This window comes from Acidovorax sp. 99 (genome assembly GCF_003096455.1).
GTDB classification, from domain to species: Bacteria; Pseudomonadota; Gammaproteobacteria; order Burkholderiales; family Burkholderiaceae_C; genus Acidovorax; species Acidovorax delafieldii.
This window is the reverse complement of the sequence record NZ_QEKU01000001.1, coordinates 46,595-72,716: the sequence shown is the minus strand read 5'-3', so window position 1 is coordinate 72,716 and position 26,122 is coordinate 46,595. Positions and strand designations below refer to the sequence as shown.

Genomic DNA, 26,122 nt, shown 5'->3' with positions numbered 1-26,122 from the left:
CCATGCACGCGCCACGCACCAGGGTGCAGCGGCGCCCTGTGCATGGGGTGTTGCTGCTCGACAAACCGCTCGGCCTTTCGAGCAATGACGCCTTGCAAAAGGCGAAATGGCTGCTGCGCGCCGAGAAAGCGGGCCATACGGGCACGCTGGATCCGCTTGCCACGGGCGTGTTGCCTCTGTGTTTCGGCGCCGCCACCAAGTTCAGCCAGCTGCAGCTGGATGCCGCCAAGACCTACGAGGCGATTGCGCTGCTCGGCGCCACCACGACCACCGGCGATGCCGAGGGGGACGTGGTGCAACGCTGCGATGTAGATGCTGCCCAACTCACGCCAGAGCGCTTGGCGGCTGTGCAGCAACAGTTCACGGGTCCCATCCGCCAGGTGCCGCCGATGCACAGCGCGCTCAAGAAGGACGGCAAGGCGCTGTATGAATATGCACGCGCCGGTGTCACGGTGGAGCGCGAAGCACGGGACGTGATCATCCATGCCCTCAAGCTGACGCTGGTGCAGACGGATCAAGCGCAGGCAGCTATTAAAATGATAGTGACCTGCAGCAAGGGCACCTACATCCGTACGTTGGGTGAAGACATTGGTGCGGCGTTGGGCTGCGGGGCTCATCTGACTTTCTTGCGCCGCATCGACACTGGGGGCATTGGTGTGGAGCGCTGTGTCACGCTGGCGCAGCTGGAGGCCATGCCCGAGGCAGAACGCCTGGCCAGTCTGGAAGCGCCCGAGTCACTGCTGGCACAACACATGCGTGTCACGCTGGACGGTGAGAATGCAGCCCGATTCCTGTCGGGCGTGCGTCGCCGTGGCAACTGGCCCGATGCCAGTGCCGTGGCGGTGTTTGGCGAGAATCCCCCGGCGCTGCTGGGGGTGGGCCACATCGTGGGCGGGGAGCTGGTGCCGGACAGGCTCCTGAGTCCGCTGGAAATTCAACAAATTTTGGAAAGCACGCCGCATTCCGCGTCCATGGCGCACAGCGGCATATTGGAAAAACTATGACTAAACAAATCCGCAATATCGCCATCATTGCCCACGTTGACCATGGCAAAACCACCATGGTGGACCAGCTGCTGCGCCAGTCCGGCACCTTCGCCGACCACGAAAAGGTCGTCGATACCGTGATGGACAACAACGCGATCGAAAAGGAACGCGGCATCACCATCCTGGCCAAGAACTGCGCCGTGAGCTGGAAGGGCACGCACATCAACATCGTGGACACCCCCGGCCACGCGGACTTCGGTGGCGAAGTGGAACGTGCGCTGTCCATGGTGGACAGCGTGGTGCTGCTGATCGATGCGCAAGAAGGCCCCATGCCCCAGACGCGTTTCGTGACCAAGAAGGCCCTGGCGCTGGGCCTGCGCCCCATCCTGGTGGTGAACAAGGTGGACAAGCCCGGTGCCAACCCCGACAAGGTGGTGAACGCCGCGTTCGACCTGTTCGACAAGCTCGGTGCTACTGATGAACAGCTCGACTTCCCCGTGGTGTACGCCTCGGGCATCAACGGCTGGTCGTCGCTGGAAGAAGGTGCGCCCGGTGAGCAGTGGGGCCCCGACATGTCGGCCCTGTTCGACACCATCCTCTCGCACGTTCCACCCAACACGGGCGATGCCAATGCGCCGCTGCAGCTGCAGATCTCTGCGCTGGACTTCTCCAGCTTCGTGGGCCGCATCGGCGTGGGCCGCATCAGCCAGGGTACCCTGAAGCCCATGCAGGACGTGATCGTCATGGAAGGCCCTGATGGCAAGGCCGTGAAGGGCCGTGTGAACCAGGTGCTGACATTCCAGGGCCTCGATCGCATGCAGACCCCCTTGGCGGGCCCTGGCGACATCGTGCTGATCAACGGCATTGAAGACATCGGTATCGGCGTGACCGTGACCGACCCCGCCAACCCCGCGCCGCTGCCCATGCTGAAGGTGGATGAGCCCACGCTGACCATGAACTTCTGCGTGAACACCAGCCCGCTGGCCGGCCGCGAAGGCAAGTTCGTGACCAGCCGCCAGATCTGGGACCGCCTGCAAAAGGAACTGCAGCACAACGTGGCCCTGCGTGTGAACGAAACCGACGAAGAAGGCATCTTCGAAGTGATGGGCCGTGGTGAACTGCACCTGACCATCCTCTTGGAAAACATGCGCCGCGAAGGTTACGAGCTGGCCGTGTCCAAGCCCCGCGTGGTGTTCAAGGACATCGACGGTGTCAAGCACGAGCCTATCGAGCTGGTGACGGCCGACATCGAAGAAGGCCACCAGGGCGGCGTGATGCAGGCCCTGGGCGAGCGCAAGGGCGAGCTGGTGAACATGGAGTCCGACGGCCGTGGCCGCGTTCGCCTGGAGTACCGCATCCCGGCCCGTGGCCTGATCGGTTTCACCAACGAATTCCTGAACCTGACGCGCGGCTCCGGCCTCATCAGCAACATCTTCGACAGCTACGAACCGCACAAGGGTGACATCGGCGGCCGCAAGAACGGCGTGCTGATCTCCATGGACGACGGTGAAATCTTCACCTACGCGCTGGGCAAGCTGGACGACCGTGGTCGCATGTTCGTGAAGGCCAACGACCCTGTGTATGAAGGCATGATCGTCGGCATCCACAGCCGTGATAACGACCTGGTGGTGAACGCCACACGTACCAAGCAGCTGACCAACTTCCGTGTGTCCGGCAAGGAAGACGCGATCAAGATCACGCCTCCGATCGACCTCACGCTCGAATACGGCGTGGAGTTCATCGAGGACGACGAACTGGTCGAAATCACGCCCAAGTCCGTGCGCCTGCGCAAGCGCTATCTGACCGAAAACGAGCGCAAGCGCGCCTCCCGTTCTTGATAAGCTCAGCGTTTTCGAAAGGGCCACTGCCACGCAGTGGCCTTTTTTCCGTCTGAACCCTCCACAAACCATGTTGAAACTCACCCATACCCGGGCGGTGCTGCTGATGGTGGCGGTGACCCTGATGTGGTCCATCGCCGGCGTGGTCACGCGCCACCTGGAGCATGCGGCAAGTTTTGAAGTGACCTTCTGGCGCAGCTTTTTCACGTTGCTGTCGCTGCTGGTCATCTTGCCCGCGCTGCAGGGCAGGGCGGTGTTTGCCTCCATGCGCCACAGTGGCCGTGCGTTGTGGATCTCTGGCGTGTGCTGGAGCGTGATGTTCACGGCGTTCATGGTGGCGCTGGTTCTCATGCCGGTGGCCAATGTGCTGGTCACGATGGCCGTGGGGCCGCTGCTCACAGCGCTGTTTGCAAGGGTGTTCATCGGCCATCACATCGCCCCGCGCACCTGGGCTGCGATTGCTGTGGCGGGGCTGGGTATTGCGTGGATGTATGGTTCGCAGATGGCGGGCCTCCCTCTGGCGGGCACGCTGGTGGCGCTGTGTGTGCCTGTGGCTGCCGCCATTAACTGGACGGTGGTACAACATTCGCAGCGCCATGGCCATGCGGTGGACCTGGTGCCTGCGGTGCTGGTCGGCGCAGTGATTTCGGTGGTGGCCACGCTGCCACTGGCGTTGCCTTTTCAGGCGTCGGCCCACGACCTGGGCCTGCTGGCCTTGCTGGGCGTGGTGCAATTGGCCATCCCTTGTGTGCTGGCCGTGCGCTGCGGGCGCGTGCTCAAGGCGCCCGAGATGGCGCTGCTCGGGCTGCTTGAAGTGATCTTTGGCATCTTGCTGGCATGGCTGGGTGCGGGCGAAAAGCCTGGCACGGCGGTGCTGACGGGGGGCGCACTGGTGATCGGTGCGCTGGTTTTCAATGAACTGTTGGGTTGGAAGGAACAAAAATGACGGAGACTGTCGTGTCTGAAGTGTTGAGCGAAGTGCGTGGCCAGGTGGGCTTCATTACCCTGAACCGCCCGCGTGCGCTCAATGCCTTGTCGCTGGGTATGGTGCGTGACCTGATGGGCATCCTGCTGGCATGGCAGAACGATGCGCGGGTGCTGGCCGTGGCCATCCGTGGCAGCAACAAGGAAGGCCCGTTTGGTGCTTTCTGCGCAGGCGGCGATATCCGCTTTCTGCACCAGGCGGGTAGCCAGGGCAACCCGCTGATCGAGGACTTCTTCACCGAGGAATACGCGCTCAACCACCTGATCCACAACTACGCCAAGCCCTACATCGCCTTCATGGATGGCATCGTGATGGGGGGCGGCATGGGCATCAGCCAGGGCGCCGCCCTGCGCGTAGTGACCGAGCGCACCAAGATGGCCATGCCCGAAACGGCGATTGGCCTGTTCCCGGACGTGGGTGGGGGTTACTTCCTGAGCCGCTGCCCGGGCCGCGTGGGCGAGTGGCTGGCGCTGACCGGCGACACCATTGGCGCGGGAGATGCCATTGCCTACCAGCTGGCCGATGGCTGCCTGCCGTCAGACCGGCAGGCAACGGTGTGGGATGCGCTGGCTACCCAAAACTTTGCAGATGGCGCGGCCATCAAGGCCTATGTTGCTTCTCAATTTGTAGCATCTCAGGCAAGCGGTACTGGCGCTCTGGCCGATATTGACAAATATTTTGCGCTGCCGACCGTCGGCGAGATCGTGCGGGCACTCGAGGCCGCCGACAGCGACTGGGCACGCACCACGGCCGCCACGCTGCGCAAGCGTTCGCCACTGATGCTGCATGTGGTGCTGGAGCAGATTCGCCGCGCCCGTGCGATGGGCCTGGCCGACGACCTGCGCATGGAGCGCGATATGGTGCGTCACTGCTTTTTCCTGCGCCCAGGACAGAGTGAGACCGTGGAAGGCATCCGCGCCCTGGCCGTGGACAAGGACCATGCGCCTCAGTGGAATCCAGGCCGCATTGAAGATGTGACGCCGGAGATGGTGGCACCGTTCTTTGCCAGCCCCTGGCCCGTACACGCCCATCCGCTGGCCCATTTGTCCTGACCGCATCCGGACATGGTCGGGCCGGGCCCCCGGCGGCGCGTCAAGGGTTCAGCTGCTGATAAACCGCTGTGGACAGGCTCAATAACTCGGGGCGTGACAACTGTCCGCTCAGGGCGTAGCCAAAGCCGGCATCCGTCCAGTAAAAGCCCGGCACCGGACCTTCGTGTGTGAACTGGAACGCGGTGGTGGGTGCTGCCGCCGGTGCTTCCGTGCGCGCTTTGGTGCCGCCCTGGTTGTCATTGGCAGGGCGGGGCGGGGTGGGAGCTAGAGCGCCCAGGTACAGCGTGATTCGCTGGCCTGCGCTGTTCTGGTACATGAACTGCGCGCGCACTCCGGTATCGCCGGGCAACAACCGGCCTCCCACCAGTTCATAGCCCTGGGCGCCCAGCACAGGGACTTTCAGCGGTCGGTCCAGCCGTTTGGACAGCCATTGCACCAGGTGGTCTTGCTGGGCAGCCGTGACCTCTACGGGGTGACGCACTTCGGGTTGGTACACCGCATGGGCCACAGAGGCCTGCTGTGCGAAGCGCTGTGCCGGTTCGGCTGTCACCAGCGCGGCTCCTTGGCCAGTCGCCAGCGTTTTGCCGGGTAGCCCTGCGGGCCACTGGCTGCGGCCCGTCCAGCCCAGCACAAAGGCCAGCAGGACCGATGCAGCCATGCCACCCCAACGCCACCACTGCGCCTGTTGCTCCCTGCGGTCTGTGGCGCGCAATGCTGCGGCCAGCAAGGCATCGGGAACGGGGGCGTGGAGAAGGTCCTGGTGCAGGTCGTGCAGCCGCTGCCGCTGCGCCTGCCAGTGGGCCAGTGTGGCCTGTGCCTCCTCATCGTCCCGCAGTTGCTCGCGCAGCGCCTGTGCCTGGGCGGGCGGCAACTGGCCGTCCAAAAGGGCATGCCAGGCGCCGCTCTCTTCTGCGCGTGCTGGGGGGGCTGGGTATGTCGGGTCCATGGTGGAGGATCGGGTCAGGGTGGCTATTTGAGACGGCGCAGTGCAGGCGTCGTGCCTGCGGCGGCGGCTGCGCCCGCCTGGGCGGCCGGTACAGCCGGTGCGGTGCCCGATGTGGGCTCCCGGTCCATCAGCACTCGCAGGCGCATGCGGGCCCGCGACAGGCGTGACATGACGGTACCCACCGGAATGCTCAGGATGCGCGCGGTGTCTTCGTAGCTCATGTCCTCCATCGCCACCAGCAGCAGCACCGCCCGCTGGTCGGCGGGCAGGCGCTGCAGGCAGCGCTCCAGGTCCAGGGCGTCATCCGAGGGCGCACGGGCGCCTTGCAGCTGGTCTTGAACCTCATCGATGTCCAGAGGGGGCAGCGCGGGCAACGCGCGGCGTTGGTTGAGATACAGGTTGTGCATCAGGGTGAACAACCATGCGCGCAGGTCGCTGCCGGTGCGCCACAGCAGCCATTTGCTGCAGGCCCGCTCCAGTGTGTCCTGCACGAGGTCATCAGCCGCCCAGGCATCGCCCGTCAGCACCCGCGCGTAGCGACGCAGGCCCGGCAGCTGTTCGATGACCTGGGAGCGATTCATGCCGTGCGGGGCCTGTGTTGCGCTGTGCGTGCTCTTACGGCCGTGCGGTGCGCCACACCTGGTTCACGCCTTCGCCCGTCTTGTCTCCGGGCTTGGTGTCCTTGATCCAGTAGTACAGCGGCTTGCCCTTGTAGGCCAGCTGGGTCTTGCCATCGTCGCGGGTGACGACGCTGTAGTCGCCGCCAGGGGCCTTGCTGGCCATCAGCGGCGGCCAGTTGGTGGCGCAGGGGCCGTTGCACACTGACTTGCCACTGCCTGCAGCATCGCGGTCAAACGTATAGAGCGTCATGCCGCCCGCGCCGACCAGTACGCCGTCCATGGTCTTCACGGGCGAGTCGTCCATGGTGGCGCAGCCAGCCAGTGCAGCGGCTGCGACGAATGCGGCCATCGAGATCAGTTTCTTCATGGGTTTCTCCAGAGGGTGGTGCAGGCGTAGGCGAATGCTGCCTTGCACCGGGATGAACACCCGGACGTGGTGATTTATTCCATCACAACTGAAAAAATAGTGACCAGTAGCGCGCAGGGCTTTCGAAACTGGCACGGCCCGGGCCGGCGCATCCGTTCAAGGCTGCTCTGCCTCCCCGTATGCGGTCCTCTTGGGGGACATCGCTCAGCGACTTTGGGGACTATTTGTTCCTGCTCTTCATGGCGCGCTCCACCTCGCGCTTGCCTTCACGGTCTTTGATGGTGTCGCGCTTGTCGTGCTCGGCCTTGCCTTTGGCCAGGGCAATCTCGCACTTCACGAAGCCGTTCTTCCAGTGCAGGTTGATGGGTACCAGCGTGTAGCCCTTTTGCTCGACCTTGCCGATCAGGCGCTTGATGTCGTCCTTCTTGAGCAGCAGCTTCTTGGTGCGTGCCGATTCGGGGTTGACATGGGTGGACGCTGTCTTGAGCGGCATGATCAGGCAGCCGAGCAGATACAGCTCGCCATCGCGGATCAGCACGTAGCCATCGGTCAGCTGCACCTTGCCTTCGCGCAGCGCCTTGACCTCCCAGCCGTGCAGCACCATGCCCGCCTCGTGGCGCTCCTCGAAGAAGTAGTTGTAGGCCGCTTTCTTGTTGTCGGCAATGCGGGAGGTGGGATCGGGTTTTTTGGCCATGTAGATCAGATGCGGCGCCCTGCGGGAGATAAAAGGTCTCCCTACATACAATTGTGGCCGTTCAGAGACCCGTGATTCTAGTTTCCCCGGCCCGCCTTTCCCCTTCGAAAGCCCCGCGCCAGCTGCCTGCATGAAAACCGTCCACAAGTCCGTCCTCATTTGGTACAGCCCCGAAGAGATGTTTGCCCTGGTCACCGGGGTGGAGCACTACCCGCAGTTCCTGCCCTGGTGCGACCGCGCCGCAGTGCTGGAGCAGACCGACGAGGGCATGACCGCCGAGGTGGGCATTGCATTCGGCGGCATTCGCCAGACCTTTGTCACGAGCAACACGCACGAAGTGGGCAGGCGTGTGCAGATGCATCTGGTGAAAGGACCGTTCTCACGGCTGGACGGGGATTGGCACTTTCATCCCGTGGGGGACGGCACGCAGCGTGCGTGCAAGGTGGAGTTGATGCTGAACTATGGGTTTGACAGTGCTGCGTTGGCCACGCTGGTGGGGCCGGTGTTTGACCGCATCGCAGGGAGCATGGTCGATGCCTTCGTCAAGCGAGCGGAACAGGTCTATGGCTGAGGTGGGTGGAGGTGCCTCGGCGACCATCGCTATCACCGTCGTCGTCTGCCTGGCTCCGCGCGAGGTGCGTGAGTGGACTCTGGATTTGCCGGTGGGCGCCACGGTAGCGGATGCCCTGCACGCCAGCTGCGGTACGGCCACGCTGTCCGCGCTGGAGGAGGGGGGCGCACCGTGCGTCGGTATCTGGGGCCATGCTGCCAATCTGGATGGGGTGTTGCAGCCCCAGGACCGCGTAGAAATCTACCGACCTTTGAAGGTGGACCCCAAAGTAGCACGGCGGGAGCGCTTTGCCCGACAAGGGGCGCGCACTACAGGACTCTTTGCGCGCCGCCGACCAGGGGGCAAGTCAGGCTACTGATACTGCTGAGTTGATCCGCGCGGTAGCGGAGCAGCATGCAGCTCAGCGTACGCAGTCGGCCGCGACAATCTCGTCGATGCGCTTGGCTTCGGCCGCGCGGGCGGGGCCGTCCAGGAAGATTTTTTCGCCCTGGGCGTTCGCTTGTGTGATGGGCTTGCCAGCATCGAACGCCGCTTTGGCTGCGCGTGCGCGGGTGCAGTTTTCAGCCTTGGCCTTGGCGATCTTTTCGTCCTCGGCCTTTTTCTTGGCGGCTTCTGCGGCCTCGGCCTGGGCTTTCTTCTCTTCCAGCTCCTTGTCCTTGCCTGCACCTGGGGCGCTGGCAGCGGTCTTGGGGGCTGCAGCAGCTGCTGCGGGCGCTGCGTCAGAGGCTGCTGGCGCGGCCGGCACTGCAGTGCGTACCGGGCGGTTGCCCCCAGGCTGTTTCAGGATGCTTTTTTCGGGGATATCGGGTGGTGGTGGACGATCGCTGAAGACTTTGCGCCCGTCTTTGTCTGTCCACTGCCATTGCGCCGCCGCGCCCATGGCCCAGGTGCAGGCCACGGCCAGCAGGAGAAGCTTGTGCATTTTCATGCGGACAAGTTTATCCATGTGATTCCCCCCCCGCCAGTGCGTTGCAGACGGGGGGGCGCGTTTTCACCACACGCGGCGCGGGTACAATCCGTTTTTTGGAGCTTTCTCATGCGCCTTCTTGGAAAAGCGCTCACCTTCGACGATGTGTTGCTGGTGCCAGCGTACTCCCAGGTCCTGCCCAAGGACACGTCCCTCGCGACGAAACTCTCCCGCAATATCCAACTGAACCTGCCGCTTGTGTCCGCCGCCATGGACACCGTGACCGAGGCGCGTCTGGCCATTGCCATTGCCCAGGAGGGCGGCATCGGCATCGTGCACAAGAACCTCACGGCGCAAGAGCAGGCTGCTCATGTGGCCAAGGTCAAGCGCTACGAGTCTGGCGTGCTGCGTGATCCCGTGGTCATCACCCCCGAGCACACGGTGCTGCAGGTGCTCCAGCTGTCCGAACAACTGGGCATCTCTGGCTTTCCCGTGTGCGACGGCGGCAAGGTGGTGGGTATCGTTACCGGCCGCGACCTGCGCTTCGAGACCCGTTACGACGTCAAGGTCCACCAGATCATGACCCCGCGCGAGAAGCTCATCACGGTCAATGAAAAAGAGGGCACCACGCCGGCCGAAGCCAAGGCGCTGCTCAACAAGCACAAACTCGAACGCATCCTGGTCGTGAACGACGCCTTTGAACTCAAGGGCCTGATCACGGTGAAGGACATCACCAAGCAGACCAGCTTTCCCAACGCGGCCCGCGATGCCGCAGGCCGCCTGCGCGTAGGCGCGGCGGTGGGTGTGGGTGAGGGTACCGAAGAACGCGTCGAAGCCCTGGTCAAGGCCGGTGTGGATGCCATCGTGGTGGACACTGCCCACGGCCACAGCAAGGGCGTGATCGACCGCGTGCGCTGGGTCAAGCAGAACTACCCGCAGATCGACGTGATCGGCGGCAACATCGCGACCGGCGCTGCAGCCCTGGCACTGGTTGAGGCCGGTGCGGATGCGGTCAAGGTCGGTATCGGCCCCGGTTCCATCTGCACCACCCGCATCGTGGCCGGTGTGGGCGTGCCCCAGATCATGGCCATCGACAACGTGGCCACGGCCCTCAAGGGCACGGGCGTGCCGCTGATCGCGGACGGCGGTATTCGCTACAGCGGCGACATAGCTAAGGCCCTGGCCGCTGGCGCTGGGACGGTGATGATGGGCGGTATGTTTGCGGGCACTGAAGAAGCGCCGGGCGAAGTCATCCTGTTCCAGGGCCGCAGCTACAAGAGCTACCGCGGCATGGGCTCCATTGGCGCCATGCAGCAGGGCAGTGCGGACCGCTACTTCCAGGAATCGAGCACCGGCAATCCCAATGCCGACAAGCTGGTGCCTGAAGGCATCGAAGGTCGCGTGCCCTACAAGGGCTCCATGGTCAGCATCGTCTACCAGATGGCTGGCGGCGTGCGTGCCTCCATGGGCTACTGCGGTTGCGCCACGATCGAAGAGATGAACAACAAGGCCGAGTTCGTCGAGATCACCACTGCTGGTATCCGCGAAAGCCACGTGCACGATGTGCAGATCACCAAGGAAGCGCCGAACTACCGCGCCGACTGATCGTTGCAAACCGATCTGGCCTGATTGAAAAAATCTGGTCAGACTGATATAGTCTGGTCTGAATTCACCATTCAGGCCAGACTTTTTTATTTATGCAGTCCGTTGGCATCTACGAAGCAAAAAGCAAGTTCTCTGCCTTGATCGAACTGGTCGAGCAGGGCGAGGAAGTGCGCATCACCCGCCATGGCAAAGAGGTGGTGCGCATGCTGCCGGTGCGCCGCCGCCCAGTGATTTCTGACGAACAGATTGCGCGCGAACTGGGCCAGATGGATGTGTTGCATGCCAGCATTCAACCCGCTGGGTCAACAACGGTGGATGGCTTGCGCCGTGCAGGGCGGACCACTGTATGACCGCTTTCGTGCTTGATGCCTCGGTCACTGCCGCCTGGTTGTTGCCGGACGCGGCCAGCGAACACACCCGCCGCCTGTACGCCCTGATCCGCCGCGATGAGGTCGAGCCGCAGGCGCCCAACCTCTGGTACTGGGAGTGCCACAACATACTGGCCACCGGTGTGAACAGCGGGCGCATTCCAGCCGCTTCCGTCGAAGGCCTGTGGGGCGTGCTCGAAGCCATTCGTCACCGCGTCGAATTGCACGAACTGGCCCCTGCCCAGCACAAAGCCGTGCTCGATGTGGCATTGGAAACCGGCCTGCCCACCTTTGATGCTGCGTACCTGTGGCTGGCGCGCTCGCTGCGCCTGCCTTTGGCCACCTTTGATTCTCACCAGATCGCTGCCGCCCAGCGCAGCGGCGTCCCGCTTCTTGATCTCTCCAGCCTCTGACGGACCACCACCATGCAACACCAGAAAATCCTCATCCTCGATTTCGGCTCGCAAGTCACCCAGCTCATCGCCCGCCGCGTGCGCGAGGCCCATGTGTACTGCGAGGTGCACCCCTGCGACGTGACCGACGAGTGGATCCGCGACTACGCCAAGGACGGCTCGCTCAAGGGCGTGATCCTGTCGGGCAGCCACGCCAGTGTGTACGAGGTGGATGACAAGGCGCCGGATGCGGTGTTTGAACTCGGCATCCCCGTGCTGGGCATCTGCTACGGCATGCAGACCATGGCCCAGCAGTTGGGCGGCAAGGTCGAGGGTTCCAACACCCGCGAATTTGGCTACGCCGAAGTGCGCGCCCATGGCCACACCGAACTGCTCAAAGGCATCGAAGACTTCGCCACGCCCGAAGGCCACGGCATGCTCAAGGTGTGGATGAGCCACGGCGACAAGGTCACTGCCTTGCCCCCGGGCTTCAAGGTGATGTGCTCCACACCCTCGTGCCCCATCGCTGGCATGGCCGACGAAAGCCGCCACTACTACGCCGTGCAGTTCCACCCTGAAGTCACACACACCGTTCAGGGCCGCGCCTTGCTGGAGCGTTTTGTGCTGGGCATCTGCGGCACCCGTGCCGACTGGGTCATGGGCGACTACATCGAAGAGGCTGTGCAAAAGATTCGCGAGCAGGTGGGCGATGAGGAGGTGATCCTCGGCCTGTCGGGCGGCGTGGATTCGTCCGTGGCTGCCGCGCTGATCCACCGCGCCATTGGTGACCAGCTCACCTGCGTGTTTGTGGACCACGGCCTGCTGCGCCTGAACGAAGGCGACATGGTCATGGACATGTTCGAGGGCAAGCTGCACGCCAAGGTCATCCGCGTGGACGCCAGCGACCTGTTCCTGGGCAAGCTGGCCGGGGTGAGCGAGCCCGAGCAAAAGCGCAAGATCATCGGCGGCCTGTTTGTGGACGTGTTCAAGGCCGAGGCCGCCAAGCTCAAGGCAGGCACCGGTGGCCACAAGGGTGCCACCTTCCTGGCCCAGGGCACGATCTACCCCGACGTGATCGAGAGCGGCGGGGCCAAGAGCAAGAAGGCCGTCACCATCAAGAGCCACCACAACGTGGGCGGTCTGCCCGAGCAACTGGGCCTCAAGCTGCTGGAGCCCCTGCGCGATTTGTTCAAGGACGAAGTGCGCGAACTGGGCGTAGCCCTGGGCCTGCCGCCCGACATGGTCTACCGCCACCCCTTCCCCGGCCCCGGCCTGGGCGTGCGCATCCTGGGCGAGGTGAAGAAGGAATACGCCGACCTGCTGCGCCGTGCCGACGCGATCTTTATCGAAGAGCTGCGTAACTTCAAGGACGAAGCTACAGGAAAGACCTGGTACGACCTCACCAGCCAGGCCTTCACTGTGTTCCTGCCCGTCAAGAGCGTGGGCGTGATGGGCGATGGCCGCACCTATGACTACGTGGTGGCCCTGCGCGCCGTGCAGACCAGCGACTTCATGACCGCCGACTGGGCTGAACTGCCTTATGCGCTGCTCAAGAAGGTGTCCGGCCGCATCATCAACGAGGTGCGTGGCATCAACCGTGTGACATACGACGTGAGCAGCAAGCCGCCAGCGACGATTGAGTGGGAGTGAGTGGGGGTAAATCAAAATACTGGTTATTTAAACAGTATTAGCGCACAATGCGACGGATCTTCCGGAGCTTTGTGCGCCATGTCCCAGCTTCACGATCTCTACTATTTTCTTTCCCCTACGCCGCTTGCCGCCGAGATGGCCAAGAGGTTACTGCAGCGCCGCCTCCAAGGACCCTGTGGGGCGGGCAGAGGCGGGCCCATGCCCTTGGATCGGCTGCACATCACGCTCCATTACCTGGGGCGCTTCCTGAACAGCATCCCCCGAGAGGTAATCGACTTGGCGCTGGCGGCGGGTAGCGCCATGGACTACGAACCGTTTGGGGTCCGCCTCGACGTGCTGCAGTCCCGGGGCGGCTTTGAAAAGGGGACTTTCGGCACCGTCGAGCTGGCGCCACAAGCGGGCGCTGCGCGTGAATTGCGAGGATTTCAACATGCGCTTGGCAACACGATGCGCCGCATGGGGTTTGCAGAAACTCAGATCCGCAGCCATTTCCACCCGCACATGACTTTGCACTACAAGCACGCACGCATTGACCCAATGGTGGTTGCTCCCGTGGCGTGGACCGTGACGCAGTTTGCCTTGGTAGACAGCCTCTACGGCCTGAGCAGGCATGATGTGCTCGCGCACTGGACCTTGAAGGCACGGCAACAGGTCTTTCTTGACTGGTGATGTTGCGAAGCAAGCGGATCCCAATGCGTACTCGCTGTGCTGCGTCGTGGTGCGGAAGCTTCCGCGGCTACCATCCTCTGAGGTCATTGGCTCTCTCATTTCTTCATGACGACACTTCACGATTTCTGGCCCGGTTGTGGTTTCCAAACGCTGGATCGCGATGCCCGTGGCTGGCTGCCCCCCACCGACGGATACCTGCGTTGGCTGCTGGCCCGACCAGAGCTGGCGCTGGTGCCGGAGTCGTGCGCTGCAGAGATCGCACTGCATGAATCGCTCAAGGTGTCACCCGCGCGGGCGGTCACCTCGGCGGAGCTGGCTGCATTGCAGGACGACGACGCCCGCGAAAACTACACCGTGTTCCTGCGCTTTCGCGATGGCCTGCTGGCCACCGGCACGCTGGAGGCTTATTACCTGCAGCTCATGCGCAGTGGCGCGGTGAACGTGCCCGCCGTGTTTATCGACGCCGTGGTGCAGGCCCTGTTGCGCAATGTGCTGGATGACTGCAACGATGCCTTTGAAGCCCGCGCCGCCGAGATGCTGTTTCGGCCCCAGCGCATCACATTGCAAGACGGGCAAATGCTGGCAGGCGACCGGGAAACGCTCGACATGCTCAATGAGACTGCGGGTTTGGGCGAGGTGGGGCGCTTGTTGCTGCAGAGCGGCGCACTGCAGCCCACAGCGCAGGTCAAGGTGCTGTCTGCCGACAAGGCGGCGCAATATTGGCAGGAGAGCGATCGCCATCACTTTCTGCTCGACCTGACCCATGAGCTGACGCAGGACCTGAGCCACGGTCTGACCTTCAAGATGACCCGCGCCCGTTCGGGCCTGAAAGCCCTGGCCCGCGTGTTGGAGCGCTGGGTGGCGCATCTGTTGGGCGTACAGGTGCAGATCGAACCTGTACATCAGGTCACCGACAGCGCCTGGCGCTGGCACGTGGGGCTGGATGTGGAGTCCACCGCCATCCTCAACGACCTGTACCAGGACCGCCCGGTGGAGGCCGAGCGCATGCAGCGCCTGGTGAGCCTGTTCACGCTGACCTTCGCCAACCCGGCCGAGATGCGGGCCGATGTGGCGGGCAAGCCGGTGTACCTGGGGCTGGCCACCAACGCCGAGGGCGTGGTGCGCATCAAGCCGCAGAACCTGTTGCTCAATCTGCCGTTGGCATCGGCATCTTGACTGCTATTGAATCGGTAGCTGCTGGCGCATGATGAATAAGCGCTAGCGGCCTATTTGATTCAAAAACGCTTTCCTCGGTTGGTAGCCCGGTAACAGGACCTCATCCAATCGTCATCAGGCTTGCGTTTCCGCCCGCTGCTGCGGTGTTCACGCTCAGCGCCCGCTCGATCAGCAGGCGCTCCAGCGGGATGTCCGTGGCGCCTGGCGGCAGCGCGGTCACGCCCACGATGGGCCCGGGGCGGCGGGCGAGGGCGGTGCACACCGCCTGCAGCGATGCGGCGTCGCCATGGTGCAGTACGGCGTCCAGTGCCACGGAGTCATCGCTCAGCGCGTTGTCTTGCAGCATGACCTGGGCCTGCACGTGGGTGGGCAGCTTTGCGCGCAGCCCTGCATGGGCGTGGGGCCACAGGGCTGTCCCTCCGCTGGCGAGCACCGCCGCCGTTTGCACCAGCAGGTCGTCCGCGCTTTGCGCCATGCACAGCGCGCGGGCGCGGGGGGCCAAGGTGTAGACATTGCGCTCGCCCGTGGGGCCGGGCAGGGTGCGGGCGGTGCCGCTCTGCGTTTCTTGCGCAAAACGCTGGCAGTGGCCCGCCAGGGCCAGGTTGCCCTGGTTGTGCGCCCATTGCTGCAAGGTGCCCAGCGGGGCCAGCTGACGCTCGCGCCGCTCGGTATCGGGCGGGCTGGTGCGGTCAGCCTCGGCAAAGGTGCGGGCCAGCGCATCGGCGGGCCGCTGCGACAGCAGGCGCAGCAGGTACAGCGGCCCGCCCGCCTTGGGGCCCGTGCCCGACAGGCCTTCGCCACCAAACGGCTGCACGCCCACCACGGCGCCGACCATGTTGCGGTTCACGTACACGTTGCCCGCATGGGCGCGGTTGACCACGCGGGCAATGGTTTCGTCGATGCGGGTGTGCACGCCTTGGGTGAGGCCGTAGCCGGTCGCGTTGATCTGGTCGAGCAACTGGTCCAGGTCGTTGCGGACATAGCGCACCAGATGCAGCACGGGGCCGAAGACTTCGCGTTGCAGCTCGCCGATGTGGTTCAGCTCGATCAGCGTGGGCGGCACAAAAGTGCCCGGTGCTGCGGCTGCCGACACATGGTTCGGGTGCTGGAACACGCGGTGACTTTGGGCCTTGAATTTTTCGATGTGTTGGGTGATGCCTGCCTGCGCCTCTGCATCAATGACGGGGCCCACATCCACACGCAGCGCGCCGGGGTTGCCCACGCGCAGCTCGCCCATGGCGCCCTGCAGCATCTCGACGACGCGGTCGGCGGCTTCTTCTTGCACGCACAGCACGCGCAGGGCGGAGCAGCGCTGGCCTGCGCTGTCAAAGGCGGACGACACCGCGTCGCCAACCACCTGCTCGACCAATGCGGACGAGTCCACGATCATCGCGTTCTGCCCACCGGTTTCTGCAATCAGCGGGATGGGGCGGCCTGCGGTATCCAAGCGCCCGGCCACGGTGCGCTGCAGGATGCGTGCCACTTCGGTGGAGCCGGTGAACATCACGCCCATCACGCGGGCGTCGCCAATCAGGCGGGCACCTACCGTCTCGCCCTGGCCGGGCAGCAGTTGCACGGCGGCGCGGGGCACACCGGCCTGCCACAGCAGGCGCACGGCCTCGGCGGCGATCAGTGGGGTCTGCTCGGCAGGCTTGGCCAGCACCGGGTTGCCTGCGGCCAATGCGGCGGCGACTTGCCCCATGAAGATGGCGAGCGGGAAGTTCCAGGGGCTGATGCAGGCCACGGGGCCGAGGGGGATGTGGGTGGCGTTGTCGAAGGTGCTTTGCACCTGCGCGGCGTAGTAGCGCAAAAAGTCCACCGCCTCGCGTACTTCGGCCACAGCGTTGCTGGCGCTCTTGCCTGCCTCGCGCATCAAAAGGCCCATGAGGGGCTGGATGCGCCCCTCCAGCAAGTCGGCCGTGCGCCGCAGGGTTGCAGCGCGCTCGGCGGGTGGCGTGGCGGCCCAGGGGGCTTCTGCGGCCTGGGCGTGGGCCAGGGCCTGGTCTACGTCGGCGGTGGTGGCCTCTTGCACCTGGCCCACCACATCGCTGTGGTCAGCAGGATTGCGCACGGGCTGGGTGGTGCCTGCGGGCAAGTCAGTAGCCAGCAGGGGCGCTGCCGTCCAGGCGTGGCTTGCCGTGGCTTGCAGGGCGACGGTCAGTTCGGCCAGCGTGTTTTCGTTCGACAGGTCCAGCCCGCGCGAGTTGGTGCGGTGGGCGCCATACAGGCCCTGCGGCGTGGCAATGCGCGGGTGGGGCAGGCCAGCGGCGCCTTCCACGGCAGCTTGCTGGTCCACCACTTGCACGGGGCTGCGTACCAGCTCATCCAGCGCAATCGTTTCATCGGCAATGCGGTTCACAAACGAGGTGTTGGCGCCGTTTTCGAGCAAACGGCGCACCAGGTAGGCCAGCAGGGTTTCGTGCGTGCCCACTGGGGCGTAGATGCGGCACGGGCGGCCCAATTTACCGGCGGTGATGGCCCCCACCACCTGCTCATACAGCGGCTCGCCCATGCCGTGCAGGCACTGGAACTCGTACTGCCCGGCGTAGTAGTTGCTGCCCGCCAGTTGGTAGATGGTGGCCACCGTCTCGGCGTTGTGGGTGGCGAACTGGGGGTACACGGCCTCGGGCGCGGCCAGCAGCTTCTTGGCGCAGGCGATGTACGAGATGTCGGTGTGCACCTTACGGGTATAGACGGGGTAGTCCTCCAGCCCATCGACCTGGGCACGCTTGATTTCGCTGTCCCAGTACGCGCCCTTCACCAAGCGCACCATCAGCCGGCGCTGGGTGCTGCGGGCGAGTTGAACCACGTAGTCGATGACGAACGGGCAGCGCTTTTGGTAGGCCTGGATGACGAACCCAATGCCGTTCCAGCCCGCCAGGGTGGGCTCGTGGCACAGGCGCTCCAGCAGGTCCAGCGACAGCTCCAGGCGGTCGGTTTCTTCAGCGTCGATGTTCAGGCCAATGTCGTACTGCTTGGCCAGGGCTGTGAGGCGCAGCACCAGCGGGTACAGCTCGTCCATCACGCGGCCAAATTGCGCACGGCTGTAGCGCGGGTGCAGGGCCGAGAGCTTGATGGAGATGCCAGGTCCTTCGTAAATGCCGCGCCCGGCAGAGGCCTTGCCAATCGCGTGGATGGCCTGCTCATACGACGCGTAGTAGCGCTTGGCGTCTTCGCTGGTCAGCGCCGCTTCGCCCAGCATGTCGTACGAATAGCGAAAGCCCTCGGCCTCCATCGTGCGGGCGTTGCGCAGGGCTTCGTCGATGGTTTCACCGGTCACAAATTGCTCGCCCATCATGCGCATCGCCATGTCCACGCCCTTGCGGATCAGCGGCTCGCCGCCCTTGCCGATCAGGCGGCTGAGCGAGTTGCCCAGGCTGCCTTCGCTGTGCGTGGCCACCAGCTTGCCGGTGATGAGCAGGCCCCAGGTGGCAGCGTTGACGAACAGCGAGGGGCTTTTGCCCAGGTGGGCATCCCACTGGCCGTGGCTGATCTTGTCGCGGATCAGCGCATCGCGTGTGGCCTTGTCGGGGATGCGCAGCAGGGCCTCGGCCAGGCACATCAGCGCCACGCCTTCTTGCGACGACAGCGAAAACTCCTGCAGCAGCCCCTGCACGATGCCTGCGCGCCCGGCGCTGGCCTTGCGTTCGCGCAGCGCCTTGGCAATGCGCAGCGCCAATTGCTCGGCGGACGCCGCTTGATCGGCAGGCAGGCGGGCCTGGGCCAGCAGCGGGGCCAGGGCCTCGGGCTCGGGGCGGCGGGTGGCGGCGGTGATGGCGGCGCGCAGCGGGTTGCTCAGCGTGGTGCGGGGAGCGAAGTCGGCAAACGGGGCGGAGGGCTGCGTCATGGCGGTGTCTTTCAGGGATTTGGCGGGGCCCAACACGGTGGGAAGTGTTGGTTGGGCGCGTTATTGGCGATGATCCTTGGGTTGGCGATGAATAAATGGTCGAAAATTGGCATTGAAGCCGAATAAAACTCTAATCGACATGCAAACAGAACCCGATCTGGACCGGATTGACCGCAAGATCCTGTCAATCCTGCAGGAGGACGGTCGTATTGCCAACCTCAAGCTGGCCGAGGTGGTGGCCCTGTCGCCCACGGCCGTGCTGGCGCGCGTGCAGCGCCTTACGCGGGACGGCTTCATCCTGGGCTACGAGGCGCGTCTGAACCCCCTGAAACTGGGCGCGGGCATGTTGGTGTTTGTGGAGGTGCTGCTGGACCGCACCACGCCCAACGTGTTCGACCAATTCAAGGCCGCCGTACAGGTGCACCCCGAGATCATGGAGTGCCACATGGTGGCGGGCGGGTTTGACTACCTGCTCAAGACGCGATCGGCCGATATGAATGCCTACCGCGTGTTTGCGGGCAATGTGCTGTGGCAACTGCCCGGCGTGCGCGAGACGCGGACCTATGCGGTGATGGAAGAGGTCAAGCACACCAACCACCTGTACCTGCGCTGACTCCACACCATGCGCGTACACCCACCGGATTGGCGGTGCTGGCAGAAGCCCGCATAATTCTCGGCAGATCTGCTTGCATGAGGAGCCATACCATGACGACCGCTTTCCCCTATGCCGCCGCAGCCCTGGTGGCTGCCCTGTTCAGCCAGACGGCCGCTGCATCCTGCTACGTCGTCTATGGCCCTGACAAGGACATCGTGTACCGCGCTCAGGTGCCGCCAGTAGATATGTCACGGCAGATCCACGAAACCCTGCCCCTGGTGGCCCCGGGCTCGACCCTCGTGTTTTCGCCCGACAACTTTGGCTGCGAACTCACCATCAACAAGCTGCCACTCACGGCTGTGTCCGCGCCCGGGGGTATGCGGCCTGCGCGCGCTGACCGGGGCTGAAACGGACAGTTCGCAGGGGTGCGGCCAGTGGGCGTGCCGCGCCTGAGACAATCGGGGGATGAGCGAACCGAAAGAACTATCCCCCTCGTTTGAACCCACCGAGCAGAATTCCCAAAGCGACCTGCCCGAAGGCTGGCTGCACGTGCAGTCCATGGACCTGGACGCCCAGGGCGTTGCCCGCAAGCCCGATGGCAAGGTGGTCTTCATCGATGGTGCCCTGCCATTCGAGCTGGTCACCGCCAACACCCACCGCAAGAAGAACAACTGGGAGCAGGCCAGCCTGGTAGCGATCCACCGCGAGTCGTCCCAGCGCGTGCGGCCGGATTGCCTCCACTTTGGCCTGCACGCAGGTGCCTGTGGCGGCTGCAAGATGCAGCACTTGCACGTGGGCGCTCAGGTGGCCGTCAAGCAGCGGGTGCTGGAAGACAACCTCTGGCACCTGGGCAAGGTCAAGGCCGAGACCATGCTGCGTCCCATCGAGGGGCCCGCCTGGGGCTACCGTTACCGCGCCCGCCTGGCGGTGCGCCACGTGATCAAGAAGGGCCAGGTCCTGGTGGGCTTTCATGAGCGCAAGAGCCGCTACATCGCCGACATGCAGACCTGCAAGATCTTGCCCCCGCATGTCGATGCCATGCTGATGCCCCTGCGCGCACTGATTGCCAGCCTGGATGCCCGCGATACCTGCCCACAGATCGAGCTGGCCTGCGGTGACACCGTGACCGCGCTGGTGCTGCGCCACCTGGAGCCGCTGAGCACCGATGACATCGCCCGGCTGCGCGCCTTTGCGGCGGAGCACCATGTGCAATGGTGGCTGCAGCCCAAGGGCCCGGACACGGTGAAGCTGCTGGACGAGGGCGGCGAGCAGCTGTCGTACGCACTGCCGGACTTCGGCATCACCATGCCTTTCAAGCCCACGGACTTCACCCAGGTGAACCCGCACATCAACCGCGTGCTGGTGAGCCGCGCGCTGCGCCTGCTGGACGTGCAGCCCCACGAACGCGTGATCGACTGGTTCTGTGGCCTGGGCAACTTCACGCTGCCCCTGGCCACGCAGGCGCGCGAGGTGCTGGGCATCGAGGGCAGTGAGGCCCTGGTGGCCCGCTCGCGTGAGAACTATGCATTGAATCAGGCCCAGGCGCCGGACCATAAAGCGCTGGCAGCTACGGATTTTGTAGCGCGTAACCTGTTCGAGATGACACCGGAGATGCTGGTGGCCGACGGCGCTGCCGACAAATGGCTGGTGGACCCACCCCGCGAAGGGGCGTTTGCTCTGGCCAAGGCGTTGGCGGACATCGAGCAGGCCCGCATTGGCGCCGAGGGCGCTGGCCCCTTGCCTGCAGGGGCCGAAGGCTGGACGCCCCCGAAGCGCATTGTGTACGTGAGCTGCAACCCAGCCACCCTGGCGCGCGATGCCGGGCTGCTGGTGCATCTGGCCGGCTACCGGTGCACGGCGGCGGGCATGATCAACATGTTCCCGCACACGGCCCATGTGGAGAGCATGGCGGTGTTCGAGCGGGTCTGAGTCCGGTTGCCAGAAAGAGGCCTCAGGAAGGGGAGGGCGCAGCCCTCCGTCCCGCGGCCTTGCCTCCCCCGCGCAATATCAGCTGCGGTTGCGGCTGGCTGCGGGGTCGCGGGGTTCGGTTTCGATGTCGGGCGCGCGTTCGCTGCGTTCGGGCTTTTCCACCTTGCCCAGCACCGAGGGCGTGCCCTCGATCTTGTTCTCACGCATGTAGGCGTCCATGTCCTTCCAGCCCGCAAACACCGAGGCCTTGGAGGCCTTGGGGTTGAGGGTGTAGCAGTCTTCCAGCCCCCGCAGTGCGTGTCGGCAGGCACCGCCGATGGCCTTGGCCTCGGCATCGCGTTGGGCCACGCGCGGGTCAGGGCCCAGGCCCGGGATCTTGTCGCAGCCTGCAAGCAGCAACAGGCCCGCCAGAACCATCAGGCGCAATGCGGTGGAAGGGCTTTGTGGATACATGTACTTGCATTATCGGCACACTGGCCGCGCTATTGAGGCTTGATCCTGGGCGGCGACCCACAAAAAAGGCTCCCGAGGGAGCCTTTTGATGGAGGTCAAGGGACTGGCAGGGCTCAGTCGCGCTCGCCGCCCATGATGCCCAGCAGTGCCAGCAGGCTCTGGAAAACGTTGAAGATGTCCAGGTACAGGGCCAGCGTGGCGCTGATGTAGTTGGTTTCGCCGCCGTCCAGGATCTGCTTCAGGTCATACAGCATGTAGGCGCTGAAGATGCCGATGGCCAGCATCGAGATCACCATCATGCCCACGCCAGAGCCGACGAACACGTTGATGATGCCGCCGACCATGAGCACCAGCGCGCCCACCATCAGCCACTTGCCCATGCCCGAGAGGTCGCGCTTGATGACGCTGGCCAGGCTGGCCATCACGAAGAACACACCGGCCGTGCCGGCAAAGGCCGTCATGATGAGGTCGGTGCCGTTCTTGAAGCCCAGCACCATGCCGATCATGCGCGACAGCATCAGGCCCATGAAGAACGTGAAGGCCAGCAGCACCGGCACGCCTGCGGCCGAGCGCTTGGTCTTTTCGATGGCGAACATGAACCCGAACGCGCCGCCCAGGAACACGATCAGGCCCAGGCCGCCAGTCAGCGAGCGGGTGATGCCGGTGGCCACGCCGATCCAGGCGCCCAGCACCGTGGGGATCATGCTCAGGGCCAGCAGCCAGTACGTATTGCGAAGCACCTTGTGGCGCTCTTCCTGCGAGATGCCATAGCCCGCAGAGTGGCCCAGGGTGGTGACTTGGTCATTCATCTTGTGTCTCTCCTTGTTGGCCTGCACGACGCAGACATCACAAATTCTAGGTGGTGATGCTTTTTTGCTTTGCAATGACCGCACCCGGTCACCTACTTTTGGTAAGGATACTTTCACCCTGGCTGGGGGCAACGGCGCCGGGGATGCCGGTATGCTCGGTTCTCTTTGCGTGCCGGGGCGGCCTGTGCGGCCCGGTTTCCTCTCCCACTTTCGGATCCTTTCATGAAAACCAAGCACGAACTCGAACTGGCCGACGTCAAGGCCGTGGCCGCCGCCGCTGAAGCCGAAGCCCTCAAGAACAACTGGGCCGTGACCATCGCCATCGTGGACGATGGCGGCCACCTGCTTTGGCTGCAGCGTCTGGATGGCGCAGCAGCCGTGTCATCGCACATCGCCCCTTCCAAGGCCCGCACGGCCGCTCTGGGCCGCCGCGAAAGCAAGGTCTACGAGGACGTGATCAACGGCGGCCGTACCTCGTTCCTGAGCGCGCCCACCATTGACGGCCTGCTCGAAGGCGGCGTGCCGATCATGAAGGACGGCCAGTGCCTGGGTGCCGTGGGCGTGAGCGGCGTGAAGTCCACCGAAGATGCACAGATCGCCCGCGCGGGCATTGCAGCCCTGGGCCTCTGATTCGGGGGCTCCCGGCAGGGAGTGCATTTGCTATCATTTTAATAGCTGTGAGCGTATGTTCCACTTGCGCATGGGGCTGAAAACGCTTCAAAACCCTCTGGGAGCATGAAAAAACCGGCCTGTGGGCCGGTTTTTTGTTGGCAGGGTCGGGGGCAGCAAAAAAAGCCTGGCTACGCGGGAGCAAACCCGTTGGCTGGCAAAAACGACCCTTGCGAGCTTGTTGCAAGCCCGGGAGTCGCCCCACGATGAAACTATTTGGTCAGGATGAGCTTGCCCAGCTTGGTGGCCTGCAGGCGGTACACCGAGCCGTTGTGGCTGATGGCGACGGTCTTGTGCCCTTGCAGCAGCACGCTGCTGTCCAGCGCAGCAGTGGCGCAATGCGCGCCGGACGACGGGGCCTCGCCAGATGCCGATGCGTCTGCGGAGTCAGCCGGCACGGCGCGGCGGAGCGGGGCGGAGGTCAGGGAGGCTTGCATGGAGTTTTCCTGGGTCATTGCAGTGCGTTTTGTTAATGATAACGATTCGCAATTACAAGTCAAGCGAACGGTGTGTTTCTTTTTGTTCTTGGTTCCGCCCCGCATCAGGTGCAAGGGCGAGGCGTTGAGCAGCGCCCTGGGCGCGGGGCAAAGGTCCGTGCGCCCTGGGCGCAGTGCAGGGGGCTGCGAGCCTGCTGCACGGGCCCTGCCTTCCCTGGCACCGGCCAGTGCGCCCACGACGGGTGGGCTGGCCAAGATGCGCAGGGACCGGGCCGGTGACTTTCGCCGTGTCTTTACTGGCCCTGCGGGTCGGTCACAAACCCGATCTTGCGCACGCCAGCGCGTTGCGCGGCCGCCATGGCCTGGGCCACGAATTCATAGCGCACGTTCTTGTCGCCACGGATGTGGAGGTCTGGCTGGGGCTCCTTGGCGGCCTCGGCCTGCAGGCGGGGGAAGAGTTCCTCTTCCGACACCTGGGACTCGTTCCAGAAGAACTTGCCATCGGCCGACACCGACAGGCGCACGGTCTCGGGCTTGACGTTCTCGGGCTGGTTGGTGGCGCGGGGCAGGTCCACGTTCACCGCGTGTTTCATCACCGGCACGGTGATGATGAAGATGATGAGCAGCACCAGCATGACGTCCACCAGGGGCGTCATGTTGATCTCGTTCATCACGTCATCGGTGTCGTCTTGGGTTCCAAAGGCCATGGCTTAGCCGCCTTTCTTCATGGGCAGCACCTTGCCGGGCTCGCCAGCGTTCACGCGGGCGCCGGTCACAAAGTAGGCGTGCAGGTCATGGGCAAAGCTGTTCAGGCCATTCAGGATGGACTTGTTGCCGCGTACCAGCGCGTTGTAGCCCAGCACCGCCGGGATGGCCACGGCCAGGCCCAGGGCGGTCATGATCAGCGCTTCACCGATGGGGCCGGCCACCTTGTCGATGGTGGACTGGCCCGAGGTGCCGATGGCCAGCAGCGCATGGTAGATGCCCCACACGGTGCCGAACAGGCCGATGAATGGGGCGGTGGAGCCCACCGACGCCAGGATGGCCAGGCCCGAGGACAGGCGGGCGGTGAACTCGTCGATGCAGTTGCGCAGGCAGCGGGTCACCCAGTCGCTCACGTCCAGGCTGTCGTGCAGGTGGGCCTTGGTGTTGCGGTGGTGGGCAGTGGCTTCGCGGCCTTCCAGCGCCAGGTGGCGGAAGGGGTTGGTCGGGTCGGCGCCCAGCTTGGTCAAGCCCGCGGCAAAGTCCTCGCTGTGCCAGAAGTCCTGGGCGGCGCGGGCGTGTTTTTTGAACTTGATGATGTCCAGTGCCTTGATGAGGATGACGATCCACGAGGCCAGCGACATGGCCAGCAGCAGGATGGCGACGGCGCGGGTGACAAAGTCACCCTGGATCCAGACGTTGGCGATGCCGAATTGCGATTCCATGAAAACTCCCTGAGCGGTGATTGGTTTATTCGAGAACAAAGTTGACGGGGACGAGGTTCCACATGGCCTCGGGCACGCCGTTGCGTTTGCCGGGCACAAAGCGCCAGCGCATCACGGCGTCCTGGGCCTGGCGGTCCAGCCGGTCAAAGCCGCTGGACTTGTTGACCTCGACCTTCTGCGGCACGCCGTCGGTGCCGATGAGCACCCGCAGCACCACCTTGCCTTGCTCGCCCATGCGTTTGCTGATGGCGGGGTAGCTGGGCTTGGGGTTGTTGAGGTAGGCCGCGTCGCTGGACGGCAGCTCGATCTTGGGCGGTGCAGGCGGTGCCGGTGGCGCAGGCGCGGGGGCCGGGGGCGCCACAGGGGCCTCGATGGGCGGGGCGGGCGGCTGGGGCGTGGTGATGCCGGTGGGGGCATTGGGCGCTGGCGTGGGGTCGGCAATGGCGACTGGCATTGGTGCCGGGCGCGGCGCGGCCTTGGGCGCTGGCTTGGGAGGGGGCGGTGGTGCCAGTGGCGGCGGGGTGACCTTGGGCGGGGCGGGCGGCGCGATGAATTCGCTGAGCAGTTCGGCCGGCACGATCACCTCGGCCGCCTTGCGCACCAGGCCGGACTGCAGGGCCCAGATGCCCGCCACATGCAGCGCCACCACGGAGCCGACGATCACGGCATTGCGGCTCACACCGCCAGGGGGGGCGAAACGATCAGGGTGAGACATAAATAGAAAGGAAGGGCAGCGCCGCCCCTAGCATTGGGCGGACGCTGCCGGGTAAACCCGGATTATTTGCGAAAGATCCACCAGGCCGATCCTGCGACCAGGATCAGGCTGCCTGCGAGGGTTGAGAGGAGTTCCATGACTTGCTTTCCAGGATGGAGCTGGCAAGCTGGATCGCCTGTGGCGCCGCGTCGTTCCGCAAGGCGGCTACCGGTTGCGAAGCACTGCACTGCGCCACCACGTCGCGGGCGCAGCTTTCGCAGCATCCGCATTGGGTGGCCACGCCCAGCTCGAACTGGATCTCATCAAAGCTCATGCCGGCACGGGCATGGCGGGCAATCTCACGGTCCGAAACCCGGCGGCAAACACAGACGATCATGGCGGCAGGCAGTGTGGCTGGCTGTTGAAAGGATGATTG

Annotated in this window: 29 protein-coding genes; 16 read left to right on the top strand and 13 right to left on the bottom strand. The window is 64.4% G+C overall.

Translation table 11 applies throughout. The annotated features are described in order from the left end of the window. Positions 1–2 precede the first annotated feature (2 nt). From truB to C8C95_RS00395, 4 genes are all read left to right on the top strand, one after another. Entirely contained in the window at positions 3–1,004 is a 1,002-nt protein-coding gene (gene truB / locus C8C95_RS00410) for a tRNA pseudouridine(55) synthase TruB (protein WP_116747268.1), read from the top strand. Beyond that, positions 1,001–2,824: a translational GTPase TypA gene (typA, locus tag C8C95_RS00405; RefSeq protein ID WP_056063883.1), complete on the top strand. Its 1,824-nt coding sequence runs from the start codon at positions 1,001–1,003 to the stop codon at positions 2,822–2,824. The genes truB and typA overlap by 4 nt, the downstream gene beginning before the upstream one ends. 70 nt (positions 2,825–2,894) lie before the next feature. After that, positions 2,895–3,770 carry a DMT family transporter gene (locus tag C8C95_RS00400; protein ID WP_056063881.1) on the top strand — a complete coding sequence of 292 codons (876 nt, stop codon included), beginning with the start codon at positions 2,895–2,897 and terminating at the stop codon, positions 3,768–3,770. Then, entirely contained in the window at positions 3,767–4,861 is a 1,095-nt protein-coding gene (locus C8C95_RS00395; RefSeq protein WP_116747267.1) for an enoyl-CoA hydratase/isomerase family protein, read from the top strand. The genes C8C95_RS00400 and C8C95_RS00395 overlap by 4 nt, the downstream gene beginning before the upstream one ends. Positions 4,862–4,901: 40 nt before the next feature. On the opposite strand, the gene C8C95_RS00390 is transcribed toward C8C95_RS00395, so the two are convergent. The 4 genes from C8C95_RS00390 to smpB form a co-directional block, all read right to left on the bottom strand. Beyond that, on the bottom strand, positions 4,902–5,807 hold the full coding sequence (locus C8C95_RS00390) for an anti-sigma factor (RefSeq protein WP_116747266.1): 906 nt from the start codon (positions 5,805–5,807) through the stop codon (positions 4,902–4,904). Between the two features lie 23 nt (positions 5,808–5,830). Further along, positions 5,831–6,388 (bottom strand): RNA polymerase sigma factor, encoded by a 558-nt coding sequence (locus C8C95_RS00385; protein WP_056746488.1) that lies wholly within the window; start codon positions 6,386–6,388, stop codon positions 5,831–5,833. 34 nt (positions 6,389–6,422) lie between these two features. Beyond that, complete coding sequence (locus C8C95_RS00380) at positions 6,423–6,794, bottom strand: hypothetical protein (protein WP_116747265.1); 372 nt, start codon at positions 6,792–6,794, stop codon at positions 6,423–6,425. Between the two features lie 220 nt (positions 6,795–7,014). Next, entirely contained in the window at positions 7,015–7,488 is a 474-nt protein-coding gene (gene smpB, locus C8C95_RS00375; RefSeq protein WP_056746487.1) for an SsrA-binding protein SmpB, read from the bottom strand. Positions 7,489–7,618: 130 nt separating this feature from the next. On the opposite strand from smpB, the gene C8C95_RS00370 reads away from it, so the two are divergent. Both C8C95_RS00370 and C8C95_RS00365 read left to right on the top strand, forming a co-directional pair. Further along, positions 7,619–8,059, top strand: coding sequence for a type II toxin-antitoxin system RatA family toxin (locus tag C8C95_RS00370; protein WP_108500088.1), 441 nt, complete (start codon positions 7,619–7,621; stop codon positions 8,057–8,059). Next, positions 8,052–8,417 carry an RnfH family protein gene (locus tag C8C95_RS00365; RefSeq protein WP_116747264.1) on the top strand — a complete coding sequence of 122 codons (366 nt, stop codon included), beginning with the start codon at positions 8,052–8,054 and terminating at the stop codon, positions 8,415–8,417. Before C8C95_RS00370 ends, C8C95_RS00365 begins: the two co-directional genes overlap by 8 nt. 42 nt (positions 8,418–8,459) lie before the next feature. Here the strand turns inward: C8C95_RS00365 and C8C95_RS00360 are convergent, their stop codons facing one another. After that, positions 8,460–8,987 carry a DUF4124 domain-containing protein gene (locus C8C95_RS00360; protein WP_056746481.1) on the bottom strand — a complete coding sequence of 176 codons (528 nt, stop codon included), beginning with the start codon at positions 8,985–8,987 and terminating at the stop codon, positions 8,460–8,462. 108 nt (positions 8,988–9,095) lie between these two features. Between C8C95_RS00360 and guaB the strand changes: the two genes are divergently transcribed. From guaB to C8C95_RS00330, 6 genes are all read left to right on the top strand, one after another. Continuing rightward, entirely contained in the window at positions 9,096–10,571 is a 1,476-nt protein-coding gene (guaB, locus tag C8C95_RS00355; RefSeq protein ID WP_055398151.1) for an IMP dehydrogenase, read from the top strand. Positions 10,572–10,663: 92 nt separating this feature from the next. Beyond that, the gene (locus C8C95_RS00350) at positions 10,664–10,921 is read left to right on the top strand and encodes a type II toxin-antitoxin system prevent-host-death family antitoxin (protein ID WP_116747263.1); all 258 of its coding nucleotides are present in this window, start codon (positions 10,664–10,666) and stop codon (positions 10,919–10,921) included. Continuing rightward, a complete protein-coding gene (locus tag C8C95_RS00345; RefSeq protein ID WP_116747262.1) occupies positions 10,918–11,352 on the top strand; it encodes a type II toxin-antitoxin system VapC family toxin in 435 nt (144 codons plus the stop codon). Before C8C95_RS00350 ends, C8C95_RS00345 begins: the two co-directional genes overlap by 4 nt. 12 nt (positions 11,353–11,364) lie before the next feature. Continuing rightward, positions 11,365–12,981 (top strand): glutamine-hydrolyzing GMP synthase, encoded by a 1,617-nt coding sequence (gene guaA, locus C8C95_RS00340; RefSeq protein ID WP_108500092.1) that lies wholly within the window; start codon positions 11,365–11,367, stop codon positions 12,979–12,981. Positions 12,982–13,059: 78 nt separating this feature from the next. Next, the gene (locus tag C8C95_RS00335; RefSeq protein ID WP_116747261.1) at positions 13,060–13,650 is read left to right on the top strand and encodes a 2'-5' RNA ligase family protein; all 591 of its coding nucleotides are present in this window, start codon (positions 13,060–13,062) and stop codon (positions 13,648–13,650) included. A gap of 105 nt (positions 13,651–13,755) precedes the next feature. Then, entirely contained in the window at positions 13,756–14,826 is a 1,071-nt protein-coding gene (locus tag C8C95_RS00330; RefSeq protein WP_116747260.1) for a DUF6352 family protein, read from the top strand. Between the two features lie 100 nt (positions 14,827–14,926). Here the strand turns inward: C8C95_RS00330 and putA are convergent, their stop codons facing one another. Further along, positions 14,927–18,673: a trifunctional transcriptional regulator/proline dehydrogenase/L-glutamate gamma-semialdehyde dehydrogenase gene (gene putA / locus C8C95_RS00325; RefSeq protein ID WP_116750078.1), complete on the bottom strand. Its 3,747-nt coding sequence runs from the start codon at positions 18,671–18,673 to the stop codon at positions 14,927–14,929. Between the two features lie 139 nt (positions 18,674–18,812). On the opposite strand from putA, the gene C8C95_RS00320 reads away from it, so the two are divergent. The 3 genes from C8C95_RS00320 to rlmD all read left to right on the top strand — a co-directional run bounded on the left by C8C95_RS00320 (position 18,813) and on the right by rlmD (position 21,197). Beyond that, entirely contained in the window at positions 18,813–19,286 is a 474-nt protein-coding gene (locus C8C95_RS00320; protein ID WP_116747259.1) for an Lrp/AsnC ligand binding domain-containing protein, read from the top strand. 92 nt (positions 19,287–19,378) lie between these two features. After that, a complete protein-coding gene (locus C8C95_RS00315) occupies positions 19,379–19,675 on the top strand; it encodes a hypothetical protein (RefSeq protein ID WP_116747258.1) in 297 nt (98 codons plus the stop codon). Positions 19,676–19,733: 58 nt separating this feature from the next. Beyond that, on the top strand, positions 19,734–21,197 hold the full coding sequence (gene rlmD / locus C8C95_RS00310) for a 23S rRNA (uracil(1939)-C(5))-methyltransferase RlmD (protein WP_116747257.1): 1,464 nt from the start codon (positions 19,734–19,736) through the stop codon (positions 21,195–21,197). Between the two features lie 78 nt (positions 21,198–21,275). On the opposite strand, the gene C8C95_RS00305 is transcribed toward rlmD, so the two are convergent. Continuing rightward, positions 21,276–21,650: a hypothetical protein gene (locus C8C95_RS00305; protein WP_056063836.1), complete on the bottom strand. Its 375-nt coding sequence runs from the start codon at positions 21,648–21,650 to the stop codon at positions 21,276–21,278. 113 nt (positions 21,651–21,763) lie between these two features. Continuing rightward, positions 21,764–22,459 carry a Bax inhibitor-1/YccA family protein gene (locus tag C8C95_RS00300; protein ID WP_015014565.1) on the bottom strand — a complete coding sequence of 232 codons (696 nt, stop codon included), beginning with the start codon at positions 22,457–22,459 and terminating at the stop codon, positions 21,764–21,766. Between the two features lie 222 nt (positions 22,460–22,681). Between C8C95_RS00300 and C8C95_RS00295 the strand changes: the two genes are divergently transcribed. Continuing rightward, positions 22,682–23,089: a heme-binding protein gene (locus C8C95_RS00295; protein ID WP_015014564.1), complete on the top strand. Its 408-nt coding sequence runs from the start codon at positions 22,682–22,684 to the stop codon at positions 23,087–23,089. A 251-nt stretch (positions 23,090–23,340) separates the two neighbouring features. Here the strand turns inward: C8C95_RS00295 and C8C95_RS00290 are convergent, their stop codons facing one another. The 5 genes from C8C95_RS00290 to C8C95_RS00270 all read right to left on the bottom strand — a co-directional run bounded on the left by C8C95_RS00290 (position 23,341) and on the right by C8C95_RS00270 (position 26,083). Next, a complete protein-coding gene (locus C8C95_RS00290) occupies positions 23,341–23,565 on the bottom strand; it encodes a hemin uptake protein HemP (RefSeq protein WP_056065088.1) in 225 nt (74 codons plus the stop codon). A 293-nt stretch (positions 23,566–23,858) separates the two neighbouring features. Further along, positions 23,859–24,272, bottom strand: a complete 414-nt coding sequence (locus C8C95_RS00285; protein WP_015014562.1) for a biopolymer transporter ExbD — start codon at positions 24,270–24,272, stop codon at positions 23,859–23,861. Between the two features lie 3 nt (positions 24,273–24,275). Further along, positions 24,276–24,992: a MotA/TolQ/ExbB proton channel family protein gene (locus C8C95_RS00280; protein WP_056063831.1), complete on the bottom strand. Its 717-nt coding sequence runs from the start codon at positions 24,990–24,992 to the stop codon at positions 24,276–24,278. Between the two features lie 25 nt (positions 24,993–25,017). After that, positions 25,018–25,707: an energy transducer TonB gene (locus C8C95_RS00275; protein ID WP_116747256.1), complete on the bottom strand. Its 690-nt coding sequence runs from the start codon at positions 25,705–25,707 to the stop codon at positions 25,018–25,020. A gap of 103 nt (positions 25,708–25,810) precedes the next feature. Then, on the bottom strand, positions 25,811–26,083 hold the full coding sequence (locus tag C8C95_RS00270; RefSeq protein ID WP_015014559.1) for a (2Fe-2S)-binding protein: 273 nt from the start codon (positions 26,081–26,083) through the stop codon (positions 25,811–25,813). Positions 26,084–26,122 lie beyond the last annotated feature (39 nt).

Coding starts and splice junctions, on each gene's coding strand:
- C8C95_RS00360 (WP_056746481.1), bottom strand. CDS start 8,987: ATGAAAATGCACAAGCTTCTCCTGCTGGCCGTGGCCTGCACCTGGGCC.
- guaB (WP_055398151.1), top strand. CDS start 9,096: ATGCGCCTTCTTGGAAAAGCGCTCACCTTCGACGATGTGTTGCTGGTG.
- C8C95_RS00290 (WP_056065088.1), bottom strand. CDS start 23,565: ATGCAAGCCTCCCTGACCTCCGCCCCGCTCCGCCGCGCCGTGCCGGCT.
- C8C95_RS00350 (WP_116747263.1), top strand. CDS start 10,664: ATGCAGTCCGTTGGCATCTACGAAGCAAAAAGCAAGTTCTCTGCCTTG.
- C8C95_RS00335 (WP_116747261.1), top strand. CDS start 13,060: ATGTCCCAGCTTCACGATCTCTACTATTTTCTTTCCCCTACGCCGCTT.
- C8C95_RS00390 (WP_116747266.1), bottom strand. CDS start 5,807: ATGGACCCGACATACCCAGCCCCCCCAGCACGCGCAGAAGAGAGCGGC.
- C8C95_RS00400 (WP_056063881.1), top strand. CDS start 2,895: ATGTTGAAACTCACCCATACCCGGGCGGTGCTGCTGATGGTGGCGGTG.
- C8C95_RS00295 (WP_015014564.1), top strand. CDS start 22,682: ATGAAAACCAAGCACGAACTCGAACTGGCCGACGTCAAGGCCGTGGCC.
- C8C95_RS00285 (WP_015014562.1), bottom strand. CDS start 24,272: ATGGCCTTTGGAACCCAAGACGACACCGATGACGTGATGAACGAGATC.
- C8C95_RS00330 (WP_116747260.1), top strand. CDS start 13,756: ATGACGACACTTCACGATTTCTGGCCCGGTTGTGGTTTCCAAACGCTG.
- truB (WP_116747268.1), top strand. CDS start 3: ATGCACGCGCCACGCACCAGGGTGCAGCGGCGCCCTGTGCATGGGGTG.
- C8C95_RS00320 (WP_116747259.1), top strand. CDS start 18,813: ATGCAAACAGAACCCGATCTGGACCGGATTGACCGCAAGATCCTGTCA.
- C8C95_RS00395 (WP_116747267.1), top strand. CDS start 3,767: ATGACGGAGACTGTCGTGTCTGAAGTGTTGAGCGAAGTGCGTGGCCAG.
- C8C95_RS00315 (WP_116747258.1), top strand. CDS start 19,379: ATGACGACCGCTTTCCCCTATGCCGCCGCAGCCCTGGTGGCTGCCCTG.
- C8C95_RS00305 (WP_056063836.1), bottom strand. CDS start 21,650: ATGTATCCACAAAGCCCTTCCACCGCATTGCGCCTGATGGTTCTGGCG.
- rlmD (WP_116747257.1), top strand. CDS start 19,734: ATGAGCGAACCGAAAGAACTATCCCCCTCGTTTGAACCCACCGAGCAG.
- C8C95_RS00380 (WP_116747265.1), bottom strand. CDS start 6,794: ATGAAGAAACTGATCTCGATGGCCGCATTCGTCGCAGCCGCTGCACTG.
- C8C95_RS00370 (WP_108500088.1), top strand. CDS start 7,619: ATGAAAACCGTCCACAAGTCCGTCCTCATTTGGTACAGCCCCGAAGAG.
- C8C95_RS00345 (WP_116747262.1), top strand. CDS start 10,918: ATGACCGCTTTCGTGCTTGATGCCTCGGTCACTGCCGCCTGGTTGTTG.
- guaA (WP_108500092.1), top strand. CDS start 11,365: ATGCAACACCAGAAAATCCTCATCCTCGATTTCGGCTCGCAAGTCACC.
- C8C95_RS00385 (WP_056746488.1), bottom strand. CDS start 6,388: ATGAATCGCTCCCAGGTCATCGAACAGCTGCCGGGCCTGCGTCGCTAC.
- C8C95_RS00365 (WP_116747264.1), top strand. CDS start 8,052: ATGGCTGAGGTGGGTGGAGGTGCCTCGGCGACCATCGCTATCACCGTC.
- C8C95_RS00275 (WP_116747256.1), bottom strand. CDS start 25,707: ATGTCTCACCCTGATCGTTTCGCCCCCCCTGGCGGTGTGAGCCGCAAT.
- C8C95_RS00300 (WP_015014565.1), bottom strand. CDS start 22,459: ATGAATGACCAAGTCACCACCCTGGGCCACTCTGCGGGCTATGGCATC.
- C8C95_RS00280 (WP_056063831.1), bottom strand. CDS start 24,992: ATGGAATCGCAATTCGGCATCGCCAACGTCTGGATCCAGGGTGACTTT.
- C8C95_RS00270 (WP_015014559.1), bottom strand. CDS start 26,083: ATGATCGTCTGTGTTTGCCGCCGGGTTTCGGACCGTGAGATTGCCCGC.
- putA (WP_116750078.1), bottom strand. CDS start 18,673: ATGACGCAGCCCTCCGCCCCGTTTGCCGACTTCGCTCCCCGCACCACG.
- smpB (WP_056746487.1), bottom strand. CDS start 7,488: ATGGCCAAAAAACCCGATCCCACCTCCCGCATTGCCGACAACAAGAAA.
- typA (WP_056063883.1), top strand. CDS start 1,001: ATGACTAAACAAATCCGCAATATCGCCATCATTGCCCACGTTGACCAT.